At 64.7% G+C, this 13912-nt stretch carries 17 protein-coding genes and 3 pseudogenes; 10 read left to right on the plus strand and 10 right to left on the minus strand.

Annotation, left to right across the window (positions count from 1 at the left end; translation table 11 throughout):
* Positions 1-8: 8 nt before the first annotated feature.
* The 5 genes and pseudogenes from PE067_RS06275 to PE067_RS06295 form a co-directional block, all read left to right on the plus strand.
* Positions 9-989 (plus strand): TRAP transporter substrate-binding protein, encoded by a 981-nt coding sequence (locus PE067_RS06275; RefSeq protein ID WP_276188341.1) that lies wholly within the window; start codon positions 9-11, stop codon positions 987-989.
* A gap of 26 nt (positions 990-1015) precedes the next feature.
* Positions 1016-1528 carry a TRAP transporter small permease gene (locus tag PE067_RS06280; protein WP_276188342.1) on the plus strand — a complete coding sequence of 171 codons (513 nt, stop codon included), beginning with the start codon at positions 1016-1018 and terminating at the stop codon, positions 1526-1528.
* Between the two features lie 11 nt (positions 1529-1539).
* Complete coding sequence (locus tag PE067_RS06285; RefSeq protein ID WP_276188343.1) at positions 1540-2829, plus strand: TRAP transporter large permease subunit; 1290 nt, start codon at positions 1540-1542, stop codon at positions 2827-2829.
* Positions 2830-3068: 239 nt separating this feature from the next.
* Complete coding sequence (locus tag PE067_RS06290; protein ID WP_276188344.1) at positions 3069-3311, plus strand: hypothetical protein; 243 nt, start codon at positions 3069-3071, stop codon at positions 3309-3311.
* Between the two features lie 26 nt (positions 3312-3337).
* Positions 3338-4056, plus strand: a pseudogene (locus PE067_RS06295) (IS3 family transposase); the annotation flags it as partial.
* A 279-nt stretch (positions 4057-4335) separates the two neighbouring features.
* On the opposite strand, the gene PE067_RS06300 reads toward PE067_RS06295, so the two are convergent.
* The 9 genes and pseudogenes from PE067_RS06300 to PE067_RS06340 form a co-directional block, all read right to left on the minus strand.
* A complete protein-coding gene (locus PE067_RS06300; RefSeq protein ID WP_276188345.1) occupies positions 4336-4743 on the minus strand; it encodes a hypothetical protein in 408 nt (135 codons plus the stop codon).
* Position 4744: 1 nt separating this feature from the next.
* Positions 4745-5251 carry a hypothetical protein gene (locus PE067_RS06305; RefSeq protein ID WP_276188346.1) on the minus strand — a complete coding sequence of 169 codons (507 nt, stop codon included), beginning with the start codon at positions 5249-5251 and terminating at the stop codon, positions 4745-4747.
* A 74-nt stretch (positions 5252-5325) separates the two neighbouring features.
* Complete coding sequence (locus tag PE067_RS06310; protein ID WP_276188347.1) at positions 5326-5562, minus strand: hypothetical protein; 237 nt, start codon at positions 5560-5562, stop codon at positions 5326-5328.
* A gap of 1 nt (position 5563) precedes the next feature.
* Positions 5564-6037: a DUF6634 family protein gene (locus tag PE067_RS06315; protein ID WP_276188348.1), complete on the minus strand. Its 474-nt coding sequence runs from the start codon at positions 6035-6037 to the stop codon at positions 5564-5566.
* A 94-nt stretch (positions 6038-6131) separates the two neighbouring features.
* The gene (locus tag PE067_RS06320; RefSeq protein ID WP_276188349.1) at positions 6132-7103 is read right to left on the minus strand and encodes an AAA family ATPase; all 972 of its coding nucleotides are present in this window, start codon (positions 7101-7103) and stop codon (positions 6132-6134) included.
* A 191-nt stretch (positions 7104-7294) separates the two neighbouring features.
* Entirely contained in the window at positions 7295-8095 is an 801-nt protein-coding gene (locus PE067_RS06325; RefSeq protein ID WP_276188350.1) for a metallophosphoesterase, read from the minus strand.
* 707 nt (positions 8096-8802) lie between these two features.
* Positions 8803-9567, minus strand: a pseudogene (locus PE067_RS06330) (TonB-dependent receptor); the annotation flags it as partial.
* An 87-nt stretch (positions 9568-9654) separates the two neighbouring features.
* Complete coding sequence (locus tag PE067_RS06335; RefSeq protein ID WP_276188351.1) at positions 9655-10146, minus strand: hypothetical protein; 492 nt, start codon at positions 10144-10146, stop codon at positions 9655-9657.
* Positions 10147-10205: 59 nt separating this feature from the next.
* The gene (locus PE067_RS06340) at positions 10206-10487 is read right to left on the minus strand and encodes a hypothetical protein (protein WP_276188352.1); all 282 of its coding nucleotides are present in this window, start codon (positions 10485-10487) and stop codon (positions 10206-10208) included.
* A 936-nt stretch (positions 10488-11423) separates the two neighbouring features.
* Here PE067_RS06340 and PE067_RS06345 point away from each other — a divergent pair.
* Positions 11424-11879, plus strand: coding sequence for an RNA polymerase sigma factor (locus PE067_RS06345; RefSeq protein WP_276188353.1), 456 nt, complete (start codon positions 11424-11426; stop codon positions 11877-11879).
* A gap of 241 nt (positions 11880-12120) precedes the next feature.
* The gene (locus PE067_RS06350; RefSeq protein WP_276188363.1) at positions 12121-12450 is read left to right on the plus strand and encodes a DUF4880 domain-containing protein; all 330 of its coding nucleotides are present in this window, start codon (positions 12121-12123) and stop codon (positions 12448-12450) included.
* 227 nt (positions 12451-12677) lie between these two features.
* Here PE067_RS06350 and PE067_RS06355 read toward each other — a convergent pair whose 3' ends face one another.
* Positions 12678-12818: a hypothetical protein gene (locus PE067_RS06355; protein WP_276188354.1), complete on the minus strand. Its 141-nt coding sequence runs from the start codon at positions 12816-12818 to the stop codon at positions 12678-12680.
* Positions 12819-12856: 38 nt separating this feature from the next.
* Between PE067_RS06355 and PE067_RS06360 the strand changes: the two genes are divergently transcribed.
* The 3 genes and pseudogenes from PE067_RS06360 to PE067_RS06370 form a co-directional block, all read left to right on the plus strand.
* Positions 12857-13117, plus strand: a complete 261-nt coding sequence (locus tag PE067_RS06360) for a hypothetical protein (protein ID WP_276188356.1) — start codon at positions 12857-12859, stop codon at positions 13115-13117.
* A gap of 103 nt (positions 13118-13220) precedes the next feature.
* Positions 13221-13625 carry a biotin/lipoyl-binding protein gene (locus tag PE067_RS06365; RefSeq protein ID WP_276188357.1) on the plus strand — a complete coding sequence of 135 codons (405 nt, stop codon included), beginning with the start codon at positions 13221-13223 and terminating at the stop codon, positions 13623-13625.
* Positions 13619-13912, plus strand: a pseudogene (locus tag PE067_RS06370) (efflux transporter periplasmic adaptor subunit); the annotation flags it as partial. The gene PE067_RS06365 and the pseudogene PE067_RS06370, both read left to right, overlap by 7 nt.

A 13912-nucleotide genomic window follows, 5' to 3' on the forward strand; every position in this document is an offset into this window, starting at 1 on the left:
AAACACAGATGAACCGCTTTCAGAACTTCGGCCTTGTTTCGGTGCTTGCCCTTGGCGTTGCCGCGCCTGCAATGGCGCAAACCGCATGGGATCTGCCGGTGGTCTGGCCCGCCGAGAACTATATCACCGTCAATGCCCAACGCTTTGCCGAAGAGGTCGCCACCGTCACCGATGGCGAGGTGCAGATCACCATTCACCCCGGCGGCTCGCTTGGCTTCAAGGGGCCTGACATGTTCTCGGCGGTGCGCGACGGGCTGGTGCCCATCGGCGACATGCTGCTGCAACAGCAGACCGGTGACAACCCGCTTCTGGGCCTGCAATCGCTGCCTTACCTGATCGACACCTATGACGAGCAGGTCGCATTCCGTGACTATTACCGTCCGGTGCTGAACGACGTCTTTGCCGAGAACAACCAGAAGCTGCTGTTCACCATCCCCTGGCCGCAGCAGCAGGTCTATACGAAGAAGGAACTCAACTCGATCGAGGATTTCGCCGGGATCAAGATCCGTTCCTCGGACGCTTCGGCGACCGAGATCTTCCGCGCCGCCGGCATGACCCCGGTGCAATTGCCCTGGGGCGAGGTCATCCCCTCGCTGGCGACCGGTGCCATCGAGGCGGTCGGCACCTCGTCGCCCTCGGCCGTGGATGGCTCGTTCTGGGAATTCCTGACCCATGGATATGCGACGCGCCACACCTGGAACCTCGATGCGATCAGCGTCAACCTCGACGCCTGGAACCAGCTTTCCCCCGAGCATCAGGACGCCATCGCCGATGCCGCCGCGCGGATGGAGCCGGAGTTCTGGCAATCGGCACAGGACGCCGATGCCGAAAAACTTCAGGTGCTGGCCGAGAACGGCATCACCAATGCCGAACTGGATGATGCCACCCGCGCGGAACTGCGCAGCCGCGCCGCGCCGATCCGCGAGGCCGAGATCGCCCGCATGGACCCGCGCGGCGCCGAGGTCGTCGAAGCGTTCGAAAGCCGGTGAATCCATTCTCAGCCGGAGCAAAACCCATGTGGCAATCAATCTATCGCGCCGCTGACGCGCTGTCGCGCGCCATGGCCTATCTGGCGGGTTTCGTCGTCCTGGTCATCGCCTTGATGCAGGTGGTCGAGATCGCCCTGCGGAACCTTGCCGGCATCAGCCTGACCTTCGTGTGGGAATATGCGGCCTATATGCATATCGCGGCGATCTTCATGGGGCTTGCCTTCACGCTGCGGACAGGGGGGCATATTCAGGTGACCCTGTTCGCCGGGCCCTTTCCGCGCCTGTTCGACTGGCTTTCCACCACGGTGGGGCTGATCATCTCGGGCTATCTCAGCTTTGCGATGATCCGGCTTTGCTGGAACTGGGGCAGCACCGGGCGGACCTCGGGGACGGTGGACAACCTGCCGCTGGTCTGGCCGATGATCTTCGTGGCCTTCGGCGCCTCGATGCTGACGCTACAACTGGTGTTCCGGCTGATCCATCTGGCCCTGGGCACGCGGCTGCAAGAACGGTGGACCGCCACCGTCGCGGCTGACTGAGGGAAACCGCCATGTCACTTTCCGTCATCACCCCGATTCTGCTTCTGTTCCTTCTGCTGGGCAGTGGCGCGTGGATCGGTCTCGGCCTCATGGGCGTGGGCATCGCCAGCCTTGAGCTGTTCCGCAATCTGCCGGTGGACCGCGTGCTGGCGCAAACCGTCTGGAACGGGCTGTCCTCGCCCGAACTGCTGGCTTTGCCGCTGTTCATCCTGATGGCCGAACTGGTTTTCCGCTCGCGCTTCATCGGCGGGCTGTTCCATGCGCTGGAACCCTGGGTGCGGCGTTTCCCCGGCGGGCTTTTGCACACCAACATCCTGGGCTGCGCCTTCTTCGCGCTGATTTCGGGGTCATCGGCGGCGACGACCAGCGCCATCGGCAAGATCACCCTGGGCGAATTGCGCGAGCGCGGCTATCCCAAATCGATCTCGATGGGGTCGCTTGCAGGGGCGGGGACCTTCGGCTTCCTGATCCCGCCCAGCATCATCATGATCGTCTACGGGATGCTGTCGCAGACCTCGGTGGTCAAGCTGTTCGCGGCGGGGATCATCCCGGCGCTGATCCTGGCTTCGATGTTCATGGGCTATCTGGCGGTCTATTCCTGGGTTCGTCCCTTCGAGGTGAAGGCCGAGCCGACGGCGCATATCTGGCGGGAACGCTTTGCGCGCTTGCCCACGCTGCTGCCCTTCCTGGTGCTGATGGCCGCGCTGCTGGGGTCGATGTATTCGGGCCTTGCCAGCCCGTCCGAGGCCGCCGCGCTGGCGGTCGTCATGACCATGCTGATCATGGCGGGCGAGCGGACGCTGAACCGGCGCACGCTGGTCGATGCCTGCATGGGCACGGCGCGAACCGTCAGCATGCTGGGGCTGATCATCGGCGCGGCCTCGTTCCTTTCGACCGCGATGGGCTATCTGGGGCTGCCGCAGCAAATATCGGCCGCGATCACTGCGATGGAACTGTCGCCGCTGGTGCTGATCATGCTGCTTTTGCTGATCTATCTGGTGCTTGGCTGCTTCCTTGAAGGGATGTCGCTGATCGTGATGACGCTGCCCATCGCCCTGCCGCTGGTCGTGGGGGCGGGTTATGACAAGATCTGGTTCGGCGTCTTCCTGATCATCGTGGTCGAGATGGCGCAGATCACCCCGCCCGTCGGGATGAACATCTTCGTCATCCAGGGGCTTACGGGCGAGAAGCTGGGCACCGTCGTCCGCGCGGCCTTTCCCTTCTTCCTGCTGATGATCGCTTTCGTCATCCTGATCGCGATCTTCCCCGGCATCGTCACTTTCCTGCCGGCCATGGTCTAGAGCGCCGGGCATTTATGTTGAATCGAGGATTCCCTTGAGCATCTGGTTGTGATTCCCTGTGTTCAGGAGGATCTCGCCATGCCCGCTCCGCTCTCTCTGGACCTTCGCCGCCGGTTTCAACGCTACATTGAAGACGGTCTCAGTGGCCGGGAAGCGGCGCGGCGGCTGATGATGTCACCTGCGACCGGCGCACGCTTGGCGGGCCGGGTCCGGCGAGGGGAACCGCTTGCACCGCGCCCATGCGGACGGCCTCGGGGCTGTGGGGCAAGCCGGGACCGCACAGGGCCCTGCTGATCGAACTGGTCGAGCAAGACCCGGACATCACCATGGCCGGGTTGAAGGGCGCCCTGGCGGATGCGGAAGGCCTTCATGTTCACGAAAGCTCCCTGTCGCGCGCCCTGCGCCGACCGGGCTTCACGTTCAAAAAAAATCATTGGTCGCGGATTGACCTGCCCCGGGATTTTTCCTCCAGATGCGATTAGAGTCCGGCCCAACTTGAGGACGGACAATGAAGCGAAGGAGATTCACGGACGAACAGATCATCGGCATCCTGGCAGAGCATGAGGCAGGCGCGAAGTGCGCTGACCTGTGCCGGAAGCACGGCATGTCGGAAGGCACCTTCTACAACTGGAAGGCCAAGTTCGGCGGCATGACGGTGTCGGAGGCGAAGCGGCTGAAGGGGCTCGAGGATGAGAACGCCAAGCTGAAGAAGCTGCTGGCCGAGCAGATGCTGGATCTGGCGGCGATGAAGGACCTGGTTGCAAAAAAGTGGTAGGGCCCGCCGTGAAGCGTGAAGCCGTTGCGTATCTTCGGGCCGAGCATGGCCTCTCGGAACGGCGGGCCTGTCACATCGTCGGCGCGGATCGAACGATGATCCGCTATCGATCCCGACGCGCGCCGGATACGGCGTTACGCGGTCGGTTGCGGGACTTGGCCAACGAGCGCCGGCGGTTCGGTTACCGGCGCCTGTTCGTTCTGCTGCGCCGCGAGGGTGAGCCTTCGGGGATCAACCGTATCTATCGGCTCTACCGCGAGGAAGGACTGACGGTGCGCAAGCGGAAGGCGCGGCGCAAGGCGGTCGGGACGCGTGCCCCGGTTCTGGTCGAGGCGCGACCCAATGCACGCTGGTCGCTGGATTTTGTCCACGACCAGTTCGCCAACGGCCAGCGCTTCCGGGTGCTCAACGTGGTCGATGACGTCACCCGAGAATGCCTCGCGGCGATCCCAGTCTTCGCCCTTGGGATCAAGCACGGGAAGGTTGGATGCGATGAAGCGGATGACCGGGCCGATCCAGACTGTGGGGTTCGGATCATTGCTCATTCTCGGTCATCCTCGTCCGGCGGGATGTCAGGCACGACATGATTCAGGATATGCAGGGCGGCCTCCGGGTCCCCCCGTTGGGCACGACGGCGCATCATTTCCAGCCCGGCCTCGGCCCCGCCATCGCCTCCCGGGAGGTCTTTCAATGCACGCATCGGGATACCGGGCTTCCCGGCCTTGTCAGAGTTACCCATGATGATCAGGTTCGATATATCGCCGGAATGCGGCGACGATTGCCGCGTCATCAATGCCAAGCCAATGCGCCGGCGCGCAGCCGAAATCGACGTGGGCGCGAGTCAGCCAGTAACACAGCCTCAGGTTGCTGATGCGGGCAGGTCTGAGCTTCAGGATGTCGCGGACGACATCGAAAATCCGGCCGTTCGCCGCATCGAACTGGAACAGCGGCAACATGATCTTGCTGTTTTGAACCAGGGTAATGACGGTATCGTCTCGGGCCATGGCCTGCATGGCGGTGTCCGGGGCATCCGTTTCGATGCGCAACAGCGCACAGGCCTGCGATGCATCGATCAGCTCGATGCTGGCCGAGAGGCGTTCCTCGACGCCGGATTGGTAGGTGGATTTTTCTGGCAACATTCTATTTCCCCTTGGGAACGGCGCGGTTCCGTATCTCGTCGAAGCTGAAGCCGGCCGGCAGCGTGACCTCGCTGACCGAGAGGTAGCCGCCGATGCACTCCGGGCAGACATGCCGGCCCTCCGGCAGCCATCTGCGCATGGCCTTCTCCATGAAGACGATTGTCTCGTTTGTCGCGGCCACGACGATCCGCCCGTTCCGCACCACGGCCTGCCCGGAGATCAGGGCCGGATCGAGGATCCGGCCGCAGCCCGCGCAAAGAACGGTGGGCCAGGCGCGGCCCGGTTCGACTTGCTCCCAATGCGCGTTAACGAGGAGTCTGGCGGCGCGGGCCTCAATCTCCGGCAGCGTGACCGGGCGGAAATCCCAGACATCGACGCCGGTGTTGATGCTGTTGCGTGAACCCTGCCAGTTCTGATGGACATGGCCGAACAGCTGTAGGCCCTGATGCCGCGCACCGGGCCAGGTGATCATCGGGTAGTGGCAGAGAAACAGCCGCCGCTTGTCCACGACGATGTCAGCCGTTTCTGCCAGGCTGTCCCAGGGCAGGTCGCAGACCCAGTCTTCATCATGGTTGCCCCGGATCAGGTGCCGGCGGCCCGGCAGGGCATGGAAGATGCCCGGACCTCACGCCGCTGCGCATCGGTCGATCGTCCTGCGGTGAAATCCCCGAGAATCCAGAGGTCGTCATCGGGCTGGACCCGGGCCCGACACTCGGCCAGCAGATGCGCATTCATCGCGGTTACGTCCGGAAAGGGGCGGTCGCAGAAACCGATGATCCGGTCATGGCTGTAGTGCGGATCGGCGGTGAACCAATGCATGTCAGCCCTCCTCGTCGAAGGCGGCGCGGTCCGCGGCGTCGATCTCGCGCACCCGCGCGATATATGTGGCCAGCAGCAGCGCCAGCAGCTCCGGGTCGTCAATATTCGTGAATCCGGGAAGGGTGAACTGGATGGAACCGGCAAGGGCCCTCTTGCCATTCAGGGCTTCCGCCAGCGCCGTTTCAATCGCGTCGATGGACCGGCCGAGCCGATACCAGCGGGAGGCCGTGCGAGCCCAGCCGATCTCGGGATCGATGGCGATCAGCTGCGAGGTGTGGATGCTTGCATTGCCGAGAAGCGGGTGGTCGGTCACTTCGCCCCACAGCATCACATGCCCGTCCGGCGACATCGCCGCTTTCCAACCCGACAGGACCGGCGCCTGCGCCAGGTTCGCCTCGGAAGGGCCAGCCTCGACGGCGTCGATGGCGCGCAGGACCTTGTCGATCCATTCACGGTCGATGGGCGAGAGTTTCACGATGGTTTCTCCATTTCGATGGCATGAGGGGACGGCTGCGGCGATGCCGCAGGCACGTTGGATTCAGGGAAGTATGAAAACCGGATGGGCCGGCTCAGTGCAGAATCGGCCCCTGTTCGAGGTCGGAGGCGCGTTGCAGCATGCGGGCGGCGATCCGCAGGCTGGGGTGATGCCGCTGCAGGGAGGGATGGGCGAGAACCTCGCAGATCGCCTCGATGGCGGTCTCGGACAGGGCGCGCCTGGCGCCCTCGCGACGCACGAAGCCCGTCAGTTCCGCGAGGGTGAGGGGGCGCAGCCGGATCGGCGGGCAGCGGCTGAGCAGCGGCTCCGGCAGCAGCCGGCAATCGTTCGAGGTCAGCACCCAGATCACCCAGCTCATGTCGAACTTCACCTGGTAATAGGGGCAGCTCCAGCGCCGGGCGGTCAGGGGTTCCAGCAGGGGCAGCAGACCTTCGGCCAGACCGAAAGCATGCCCTTTCATCGAAACCGCATTGCCGGCCTTTTCGACCTCGTCCACGATCATGACCGGATTGGCGATGCGGCTTTGCAGGATGGTTTCGATCAGGCGCCCAGGATGGGAGCCGCCCCAGCCGCGCTGCGAACCGACCACCCCGAAACTGGCATTCTCGCCGGTGGCCTCGATCACGGTGGTCGGCGCGGCCAGCAACGCGGCAAGACGTCGGCCGAAATAGCTTTTGCCGATGCCGGGCGGGCCGGTGAGCTGGAGCGGCGGGATCGTGAGACCCGGAGCGCCCTCGCGCACCGAGCGGCGCATGGCGTGCCAGACCAGTTCGGTGGCCGGGGCCATCCAGGGCATGTCCTCGTGCAAGGCCGCGGCAATCTCATCGGCACGATGTTCACCGGGAATCCGGATCAGCCGGGCGCCGTCCTTCAGCACCTCAAGCCGCTCGCGGTCATCGCGCTTCAGATGTTCGAGGCCGGAGGCGGCTTTGCGCAGCTCCGGGATCCGCCTGACCCGGCGCTTGATGCGCTCTTCGTCCTTCGCGCTGAACCTGATGTAATCCATCGGCTCGATCTCCGCGCTTTCACTCAGCGCCTTGACCATGTCCGGCGAGGTGAGGGGGTCCGGGCGGTTCCTCCTGCTGCGCAACCTGCGCAGATGCCGCATCAAGCGGGTTTCGAACTCAATGCGGCCCTCGCTCGGATCGAAAAGCGGGCCTCGATGAAAGGATGGTCGACATGGGGATACTCCGGGCATGAGGGGGCCGTCGGCCGGGGGAGGCCCGGCCGGGGGAGTCATGGGGAATGGCGATCAAGCGCCGGGGAAGATCGGGCCGCGCAGCAGAAGTTCGGCCTCACCGCCTTCCGGGCACCTCGTCGGGATAGCCGAGAGAGACATTGACCACCGGCGTGCCGTGAAACGTCGAGGCCAGCACCCGGTGCGTGTGGCCGAAGAACCAATAGTCGGGCCGGTGCGCCTTGATCCAACCCTCCAGATCGGACGCGAAGGCCGGGCTGAGCGGGGACAAGGGGCCGGAGACCGCCGCGCCCGGGGCATGATGGGTGACGATCGCGGTCTGGCCGGGCGGTCCGCAACTTCCGCGTCAGCCAGCCGGGGTGATCAAAGTGGATCGCCACGGTATCCTCGGGCGTGATGAACGCCCCGGTGGCGCTGCGGATCCGGCCGTAATCCGGCATTGCCATCCCGGCGCGTGCCATGGCCGCCTCCGGATCTCCCAGCAGGGCGAAATCAGTCCAGAGCGTGCAGCACAGCAGGCGGCAGCTGCCGAAGGTCAGGACACGTTTCTGGGCAAGGCTCGCCCCGGCTTCCAGCGCGATCCGGGCCAGTAGACCGTCCTCAAGCGTGGCACCATAATAATCATGGTTGCCCGGGATCACACAGACCCGCCCGGGCAAGACCAGCCGCGTGATCCGGGCCAGTGCCACAGGCCAGTTCCGCTGCGGATCATTGGCCAGATCGCCGGCGATGATCAGCGCGTCGAGATCACGCAGCACCGGCACGATCCCGGCAAACGGATCGCGTCCGGCGTCGGCCCAGAGGTCCAGGTGCAGATCGGCCACGATCAGGATGGTCAAACGCGGGACACGGGACATGAGGATTTCCTTTCAGCCGTGAGGCTGGCGGCCGGAGAAGCCGGCCGGGCGATTCCGGCAAAATGGAGGTTGGTCAGGGCAGGGCGATGTCCGGCTCAGCGGATGTGAGCGAAAATCCGTGCCGCAGGGCAGGGCGGTGATTGCGCCCGGACTACGGGGGGATCATGTCGCAGGGCTGGGATGGGCTGCATATTGCGACATCGTGTCGGCCTTCGAGACATGGCTCCGCCGTTCGGAGAAGCGGCGCTTTCCGGCGGAAACGTGGTGGTCAGGAGGTTCCGGAGATCTGGCGGCGCTCAGGCCTGCCCATCTCTCCGGATCGGATTGCGGCGACCTTGCCGGGCCGCAGCTCCGACGGTCAACGGGCCACGACTCAACGCCCGATGACGGAGCACGGGCTCCCGGACGCCATCCGGAGGCGATTCCGACAACTTATTGGAATCAAACAATTTCAGTCATGACCAGCTACGGAAATGGCCAGTAATTGGTTGTATAATGATCAAAAAACACCCCAAAATGGACATTATTTCGGTTGTTCGACAGAACCCACCGTTTCACAACAGAAATTCCAATAATCGGAATTATGTAACATAACTACCAAAATCCGCAGCCGCCGCCACCCTCTGAACACCCGCATAAACCAAGGCCCGCGACTTCCCCGGATCGAGGCGCGGGCCTTGAGGGTTGGCTCAGAACCGGGATACCAGCGTCAGCATCGCATTGCGCGGCTGGCCGTAGGTGATCTGTTCATAGGGGGTGTTGTAATAGCTTTTGTCGAACAGGTTGTTGACGTTCAGCTGCGCCGACCATTGGTCGTTGATGTCATAGCGCGCCATCACATCGACCACCGCATAGCTGCCTTGCCTGACGCGATAGGTGTTGTTCCCGATGCCGACATCTGTCCAGGTCTGGTTCTGCCAGCGCAGACCGCCGCCGACCGTCCATTGTTCCCACTGGCCCGGCAAATTGTAGGTGGTCGCGATCTTGATCGTCTGTGTCGGGTTCGCGGTGTCGATACGTTCGCCATCGGCATCGCGCAGCCGCAGCGCCGAGGCGCCGACGAACAGGTTCCAGCCCGGACGGACCTCGCCCGACAGCTCGACCTCGATCCCTTTGGACGTGATGCCCTTCTGGCCGCGATAGGCATATTCATTGTCGCCGCCCGGAACCAGCAGGGTGCCGTCGCGCACCGCGACATTGTCCTGTTCCATGTCGAAGATCGCGACCTGCGCATTCAGCCCGCCGTCGAACAGTTCGGCCTTGGCGCCGATTTCATAGGATTTGCCGATCACCGGATCCAGATAGTTGCCGTTGCGGTCGCGGTAGTTCTGCGGGTTGAAGATATCGGTGTAGCTGGCATAGAGCGACCATTCGTCGTTCAGGTCGTAGACCAGACCGGCAAAGGGCGTGACCTCGGTGAATTTGCGGTCGTCATCGGCCAGTTCCGCGCGCCAGTCGGTATGGCGCGCGCCCCAGAATGACCGTCAGCGGATCGCTGATCGAGAACTGGCCCGAGGCATAGGCCGAGGTCTTGCGGCAGTTCAGATCCCAGTCCGGGTTGGATTTGGGGTTCCAGTCCAGGCGCGGATAGCTGCCGTCCCATTCAAAGAAATTGCCGATCGGGGCCAGTTCGCCGCTGTAGCGAGGCCGGTCGCGCCAGTCCAGTCGCGGTCCGTGCTGACGCCGAGATTCAGTTGATGGGTGCGGCCCCACAGCTCGACCGGGCCGGTGGCCTTGGCGTCGAAGCTGAGCAGCTTCGTGCGTTCCGTCCCGCCCCATGCGCTGTAGCCAAGGCCCTCGCCGGTGACGGGATCGGGGTTGTCCCACATATACAGCAGTTCCGCGTCATAGCGCCGCCATGTCGCGCCAAGCGTCGCCTCGGCCTGCCAGCCATTGTCGAAATCATGCGCCAGCTTGCCCACGACAGAGGTCTGCCGGCTGGCCCAATAGGCCCAGTCCGGGGCATGGGAAAAGCTGCGCGGATAGTCGATGAGATTGCCTGCGGAATCCAGCGCGGGCAATTCGCCCCACATCGAGGCGGTCGGTTCGTGCCGGCGATGTTCAAGGCTGAAGCTCAGCCGGGTCGAAGGCGTCAGATCGGCGTCGATGGCGCCGTAATAGGTCTGGCGGTCGACGTGGTAACGGTCGACAGCAAGATCGAACTGGCGACATCCATGATGAAACGGCCGCGCGGATTGCCATCGGCGGACAGCGGCGTGCCCAGATCGACCGTGCCGCCGATATTGGACCAGCTGCCATAGCGCAGTTCCAGACTGCCTTCGGGTTTGGTCGCATTGGCGCGTTTGCGGGTCATCGACACGGCCGCCCCCGGTTCGCCCGAACCCGACAGCAGGCCGGCGGGGCCGCACAGCACCGCGATCCGGTCGTAAACCGGGGTCGAGGAGCTCGGCGAGACGCCGGAATACCAGCCTTCGTAGGTCGGCAGGCTGACGCCGTCGACGATGTGATTGCCGATCCAGAAGCCACGCGCTGGTGCTGTCGGTCGGTTTCCGCCGTGACCAAGCTGACGCCGTTGGTGTAGTTCAGCACATCCTTGGTCGAGGACAGCGCCTGATCGCGCATCCGCTGGTTGGTGACGACGCTGACCGATTGCGGGGTTTCGCGCAGGCTCGGCGCCAGCCCGCTCGCGGATGACGCCTCATCCGTGGTGTGGGAATTCGTGCCTTCGGTCACGCCGCCGCCTGCGGCGATCAGGACGCTGTCCAGAACGATCGCGCCCTCGGGCGCGGCTACCCCCTGCCCCGTCCCGGCCTGCGGCAGGGTCAGCGAAACCGAGCGCAGGCCGGTGAAAGCGTGGTGCCCGCCAGCATCCGCGACAGCGCCTCCAGGCGGGGTCGGGGTGCCGGCGACGGCAGTCGCGCAGGCCCCGCCACGTCATAGGCAAGCTGCATCCCGGCGCGATTGGCAAGCTAGCAGCGCGGTTCAGGTCCTGCGCGGGAATGTCAAGAGACACCGCCGCCTCTTGTGCCAGGGCGGGCAGGGCCAGCATCCCGGTCCCGAGGCAGATGTTCAGCGCCAGGGCGGATGATCCCATCGCCGCGCCAAGCACCGCGACATATCTGCGCATTCAGGGGTAGCTGGTCAGTCATCGACGTCCCTTTCAACTGTCCCCGGCCCCGTGTTTCTTTGCGAAATCAAAAAAGGGGCCGCAGATATAAGACGAAAACAGTCAGCCATTCCGGCAAGCTCTGCGACGATTTTACAGAAGTCTATCATTATCGTTCTTTTCATTGTTCTACATGAGGTAAGTTCGCCCTTTTCGCAGTCGCGGCGATGTTACAAGATGGCGATGACAGCCAGCCGCAGGACCGGTCAGCGATTTCGCAAGGTGATTTGGACCGTGGCAGGGCTGTGGGTGCATCGTGACGGACAATCCGCTGAAACGGCTGTTTCACAGCTATCGCGCCGAGTGCAGAGCTATCTGACGCGGCGGCTGCGCGACCCCGAACTGGCCGCCGATCTGACGCAAGAGGCGTTTCTGCGCTATGCCGAACATCCCCCCGCCATGGCGGGCGAGATCCGCAACAACCGGTCCTATCTGTATCGCACCGCGCATAATCTGGCGGTGGATCACATCCGCAAATCCGCCCGCGACCAGACGGACATGCCCGGCGATACGGTCATGGCCGCCCTGCCCGACGACCATCCGGGGCAGGAAATCGAGCCGCCGACCGCCAGAGCCTGCGCCATCTGCGCGCGGTGCTGGACGAATTGCCCGAGCGCACGCGCGAGGTCTTTGCCCTGAACCGGATCGAGGGTTGAGCTATGGGCAGGTTGCGCAACGCATGGGAATTTCCGGGAAAGCTCCGGTCCAGAAGCCATCTGGCGCGGGCGCTGCTGCATGCCGCGCGGCGCCTGCGCGACAGGAACGCCATCCATGAAGGACTCTGCGCGCAGGCCCGGTCCCGGCCTGCCCCGTTCCGACCGGCCCGATCACTGGCCAGCACAATCCCGGCCAGCCACATCAGCCGGAAACCGGCGCCGATCTGGACAGCGAGGCCGCCGAATGGGTGATCCGCCTTGGCGATCCGCGCCTTGATGCGCGCACGGCCCGGTCCTTTCACGACTGGCTGGCGACCAGCCCCCTGCACCGCGAGGCCTATGATTTCGCCCGCGCCCTTGGCCGGCAGATGGGCGCGCAGCTGCCCGATGCGCCGCCGATGGGCACCTGCCGCAGTTGCCCATGCCCGCGCGCGGCAGGGGCTGGCTCGCGTCAGGGGTGGCGGCAGGGATGGCGTCGGGGGCGCGGCGCTTTGGCTTGTCGCGCTGCTGGCGCTTCGGCGGGCGCGCTATTGGTATCGGCGACCCGCTGCTGATGCTGCGCAGCGCCGATCATGTCGCGGGGCATGGGCTGCGCATCGTCGATCTGCCCGATGGCGGCAGCCGCGCCGCGAACTTGGGGCGGGCGGCGCCACCCCGGTGTCGATTACGACGACCGGCGGCGCCAGGTCACGCTGTTGCGGGGCAAGGCCTATTTCACCGCCCGCCCGGCGCCGGATGCGGGCGGGCGGCCTTCCTCGCGTTCAGGCGCAGGATGTCACCGTCACCGCGCCTTGGCGCCGAATTTTCGGTTGCGATCCGCCGCCATGCCGGTGCCGCCGAAGACGTCGCGGTGATTGTCACCGAACATCGCGTGCAGGTCGCGACCGATGGTGACCGTCGGGCCGTGGTCGCCGAAGGTCAAGGCCGTCCGCTTCAGCGCCGCGCAGGAGCCTGTCCGATGTGCGCGCGGTCGATGCCGAATTCCGCACCGCATGGCGGCAGGGGCGGCTGATCTTTGACGACCGCCCGCTGTCCTTCGTCGTGGCCGAACTGAACCGCTACCAGCGTCGCCAGATCGTGATCCGCGACCGGGCCGTGGCCACGCGCCGGGTCGGCGGGGTCTTTGACACCGCCGATATCGACAGCGCCGTCGCCCGCATCGCCGAGGCGCTGGATCTGCGCCAGATGTCCCTGCCCCCTTTCGTGACCTTGCTGTATTAGGGTTCCGTTTACCTTCCCGGTTCTAAGGAAGGCATGACATCCACCGCTCTCTGCGCCGCCTCCGCGCCGCAGATCGGGTGTTTTCGGTGCAGAAGATTGACGGATGAAACGATATATCTGGCCGGTGCTGATCGCGGCGCTGCTGATGCTTGGCGGATGGGGCTGGTATGCCACGGGCGCGCGGTCCTCGACGCAGGTGCCGCAGGTCATGACTACGGCCGTGACGCGCGGCGCGATTCAGGAAACCGTGCTGGCCGAAGGCACGCTGAAGCCCAGCAGGCTGGTCGCGGTCGGCGCGCAGGTGACCGGGCGCATCACCTCGGTTCAGGTTGTTCCGGGGCAAGAGGTCAAGGCCGGTGACCTGATCGCCGAAATCGATTCCGTCACGCAGCGCAACCAGTTGCGCACCGCCGAAGCGCGCGCTGGCCTGTCCAGGCCCAGAAAGCCGCGCAAGAGGCCGCGCTGGCGCAGGCCCGCCGGGTCGAGGAACGCCAGAAACGCATGCTGACAACCCGCACCGTCGCGCAGGCCGATTACGACAGCTCGCAAGAGGCGGTCGAGGTCGCCGAGGCCCAGATCAGCGCGCTCGACGCCCAGATCGAACAGGCCCGCGTCGCCATCGAAACCGCGCAGGCCAATCTGGATTACACCCGCATCACCGCCCCCATCGACGGCACCGTGCTGGCCGTGGTCAGTCAGGAAGGCCAGACGGTCAGCGCCGTGCAATCCGCGCCGACCATCGTCGTGCTGGGCAAACTGGATGAAATGACCGTCCGCGCCGAAATATCAGAGGCC

Origin of the sequence: Paracoccus sp. DMF-8 (assembly GCF_029309835.1) — a bacterium.
Lineage (GTDB): Bacteria > Pseudomonadota > Alphaproteobacteria > Rhodobacterales > Rhodobacteraceae > Paracoccus.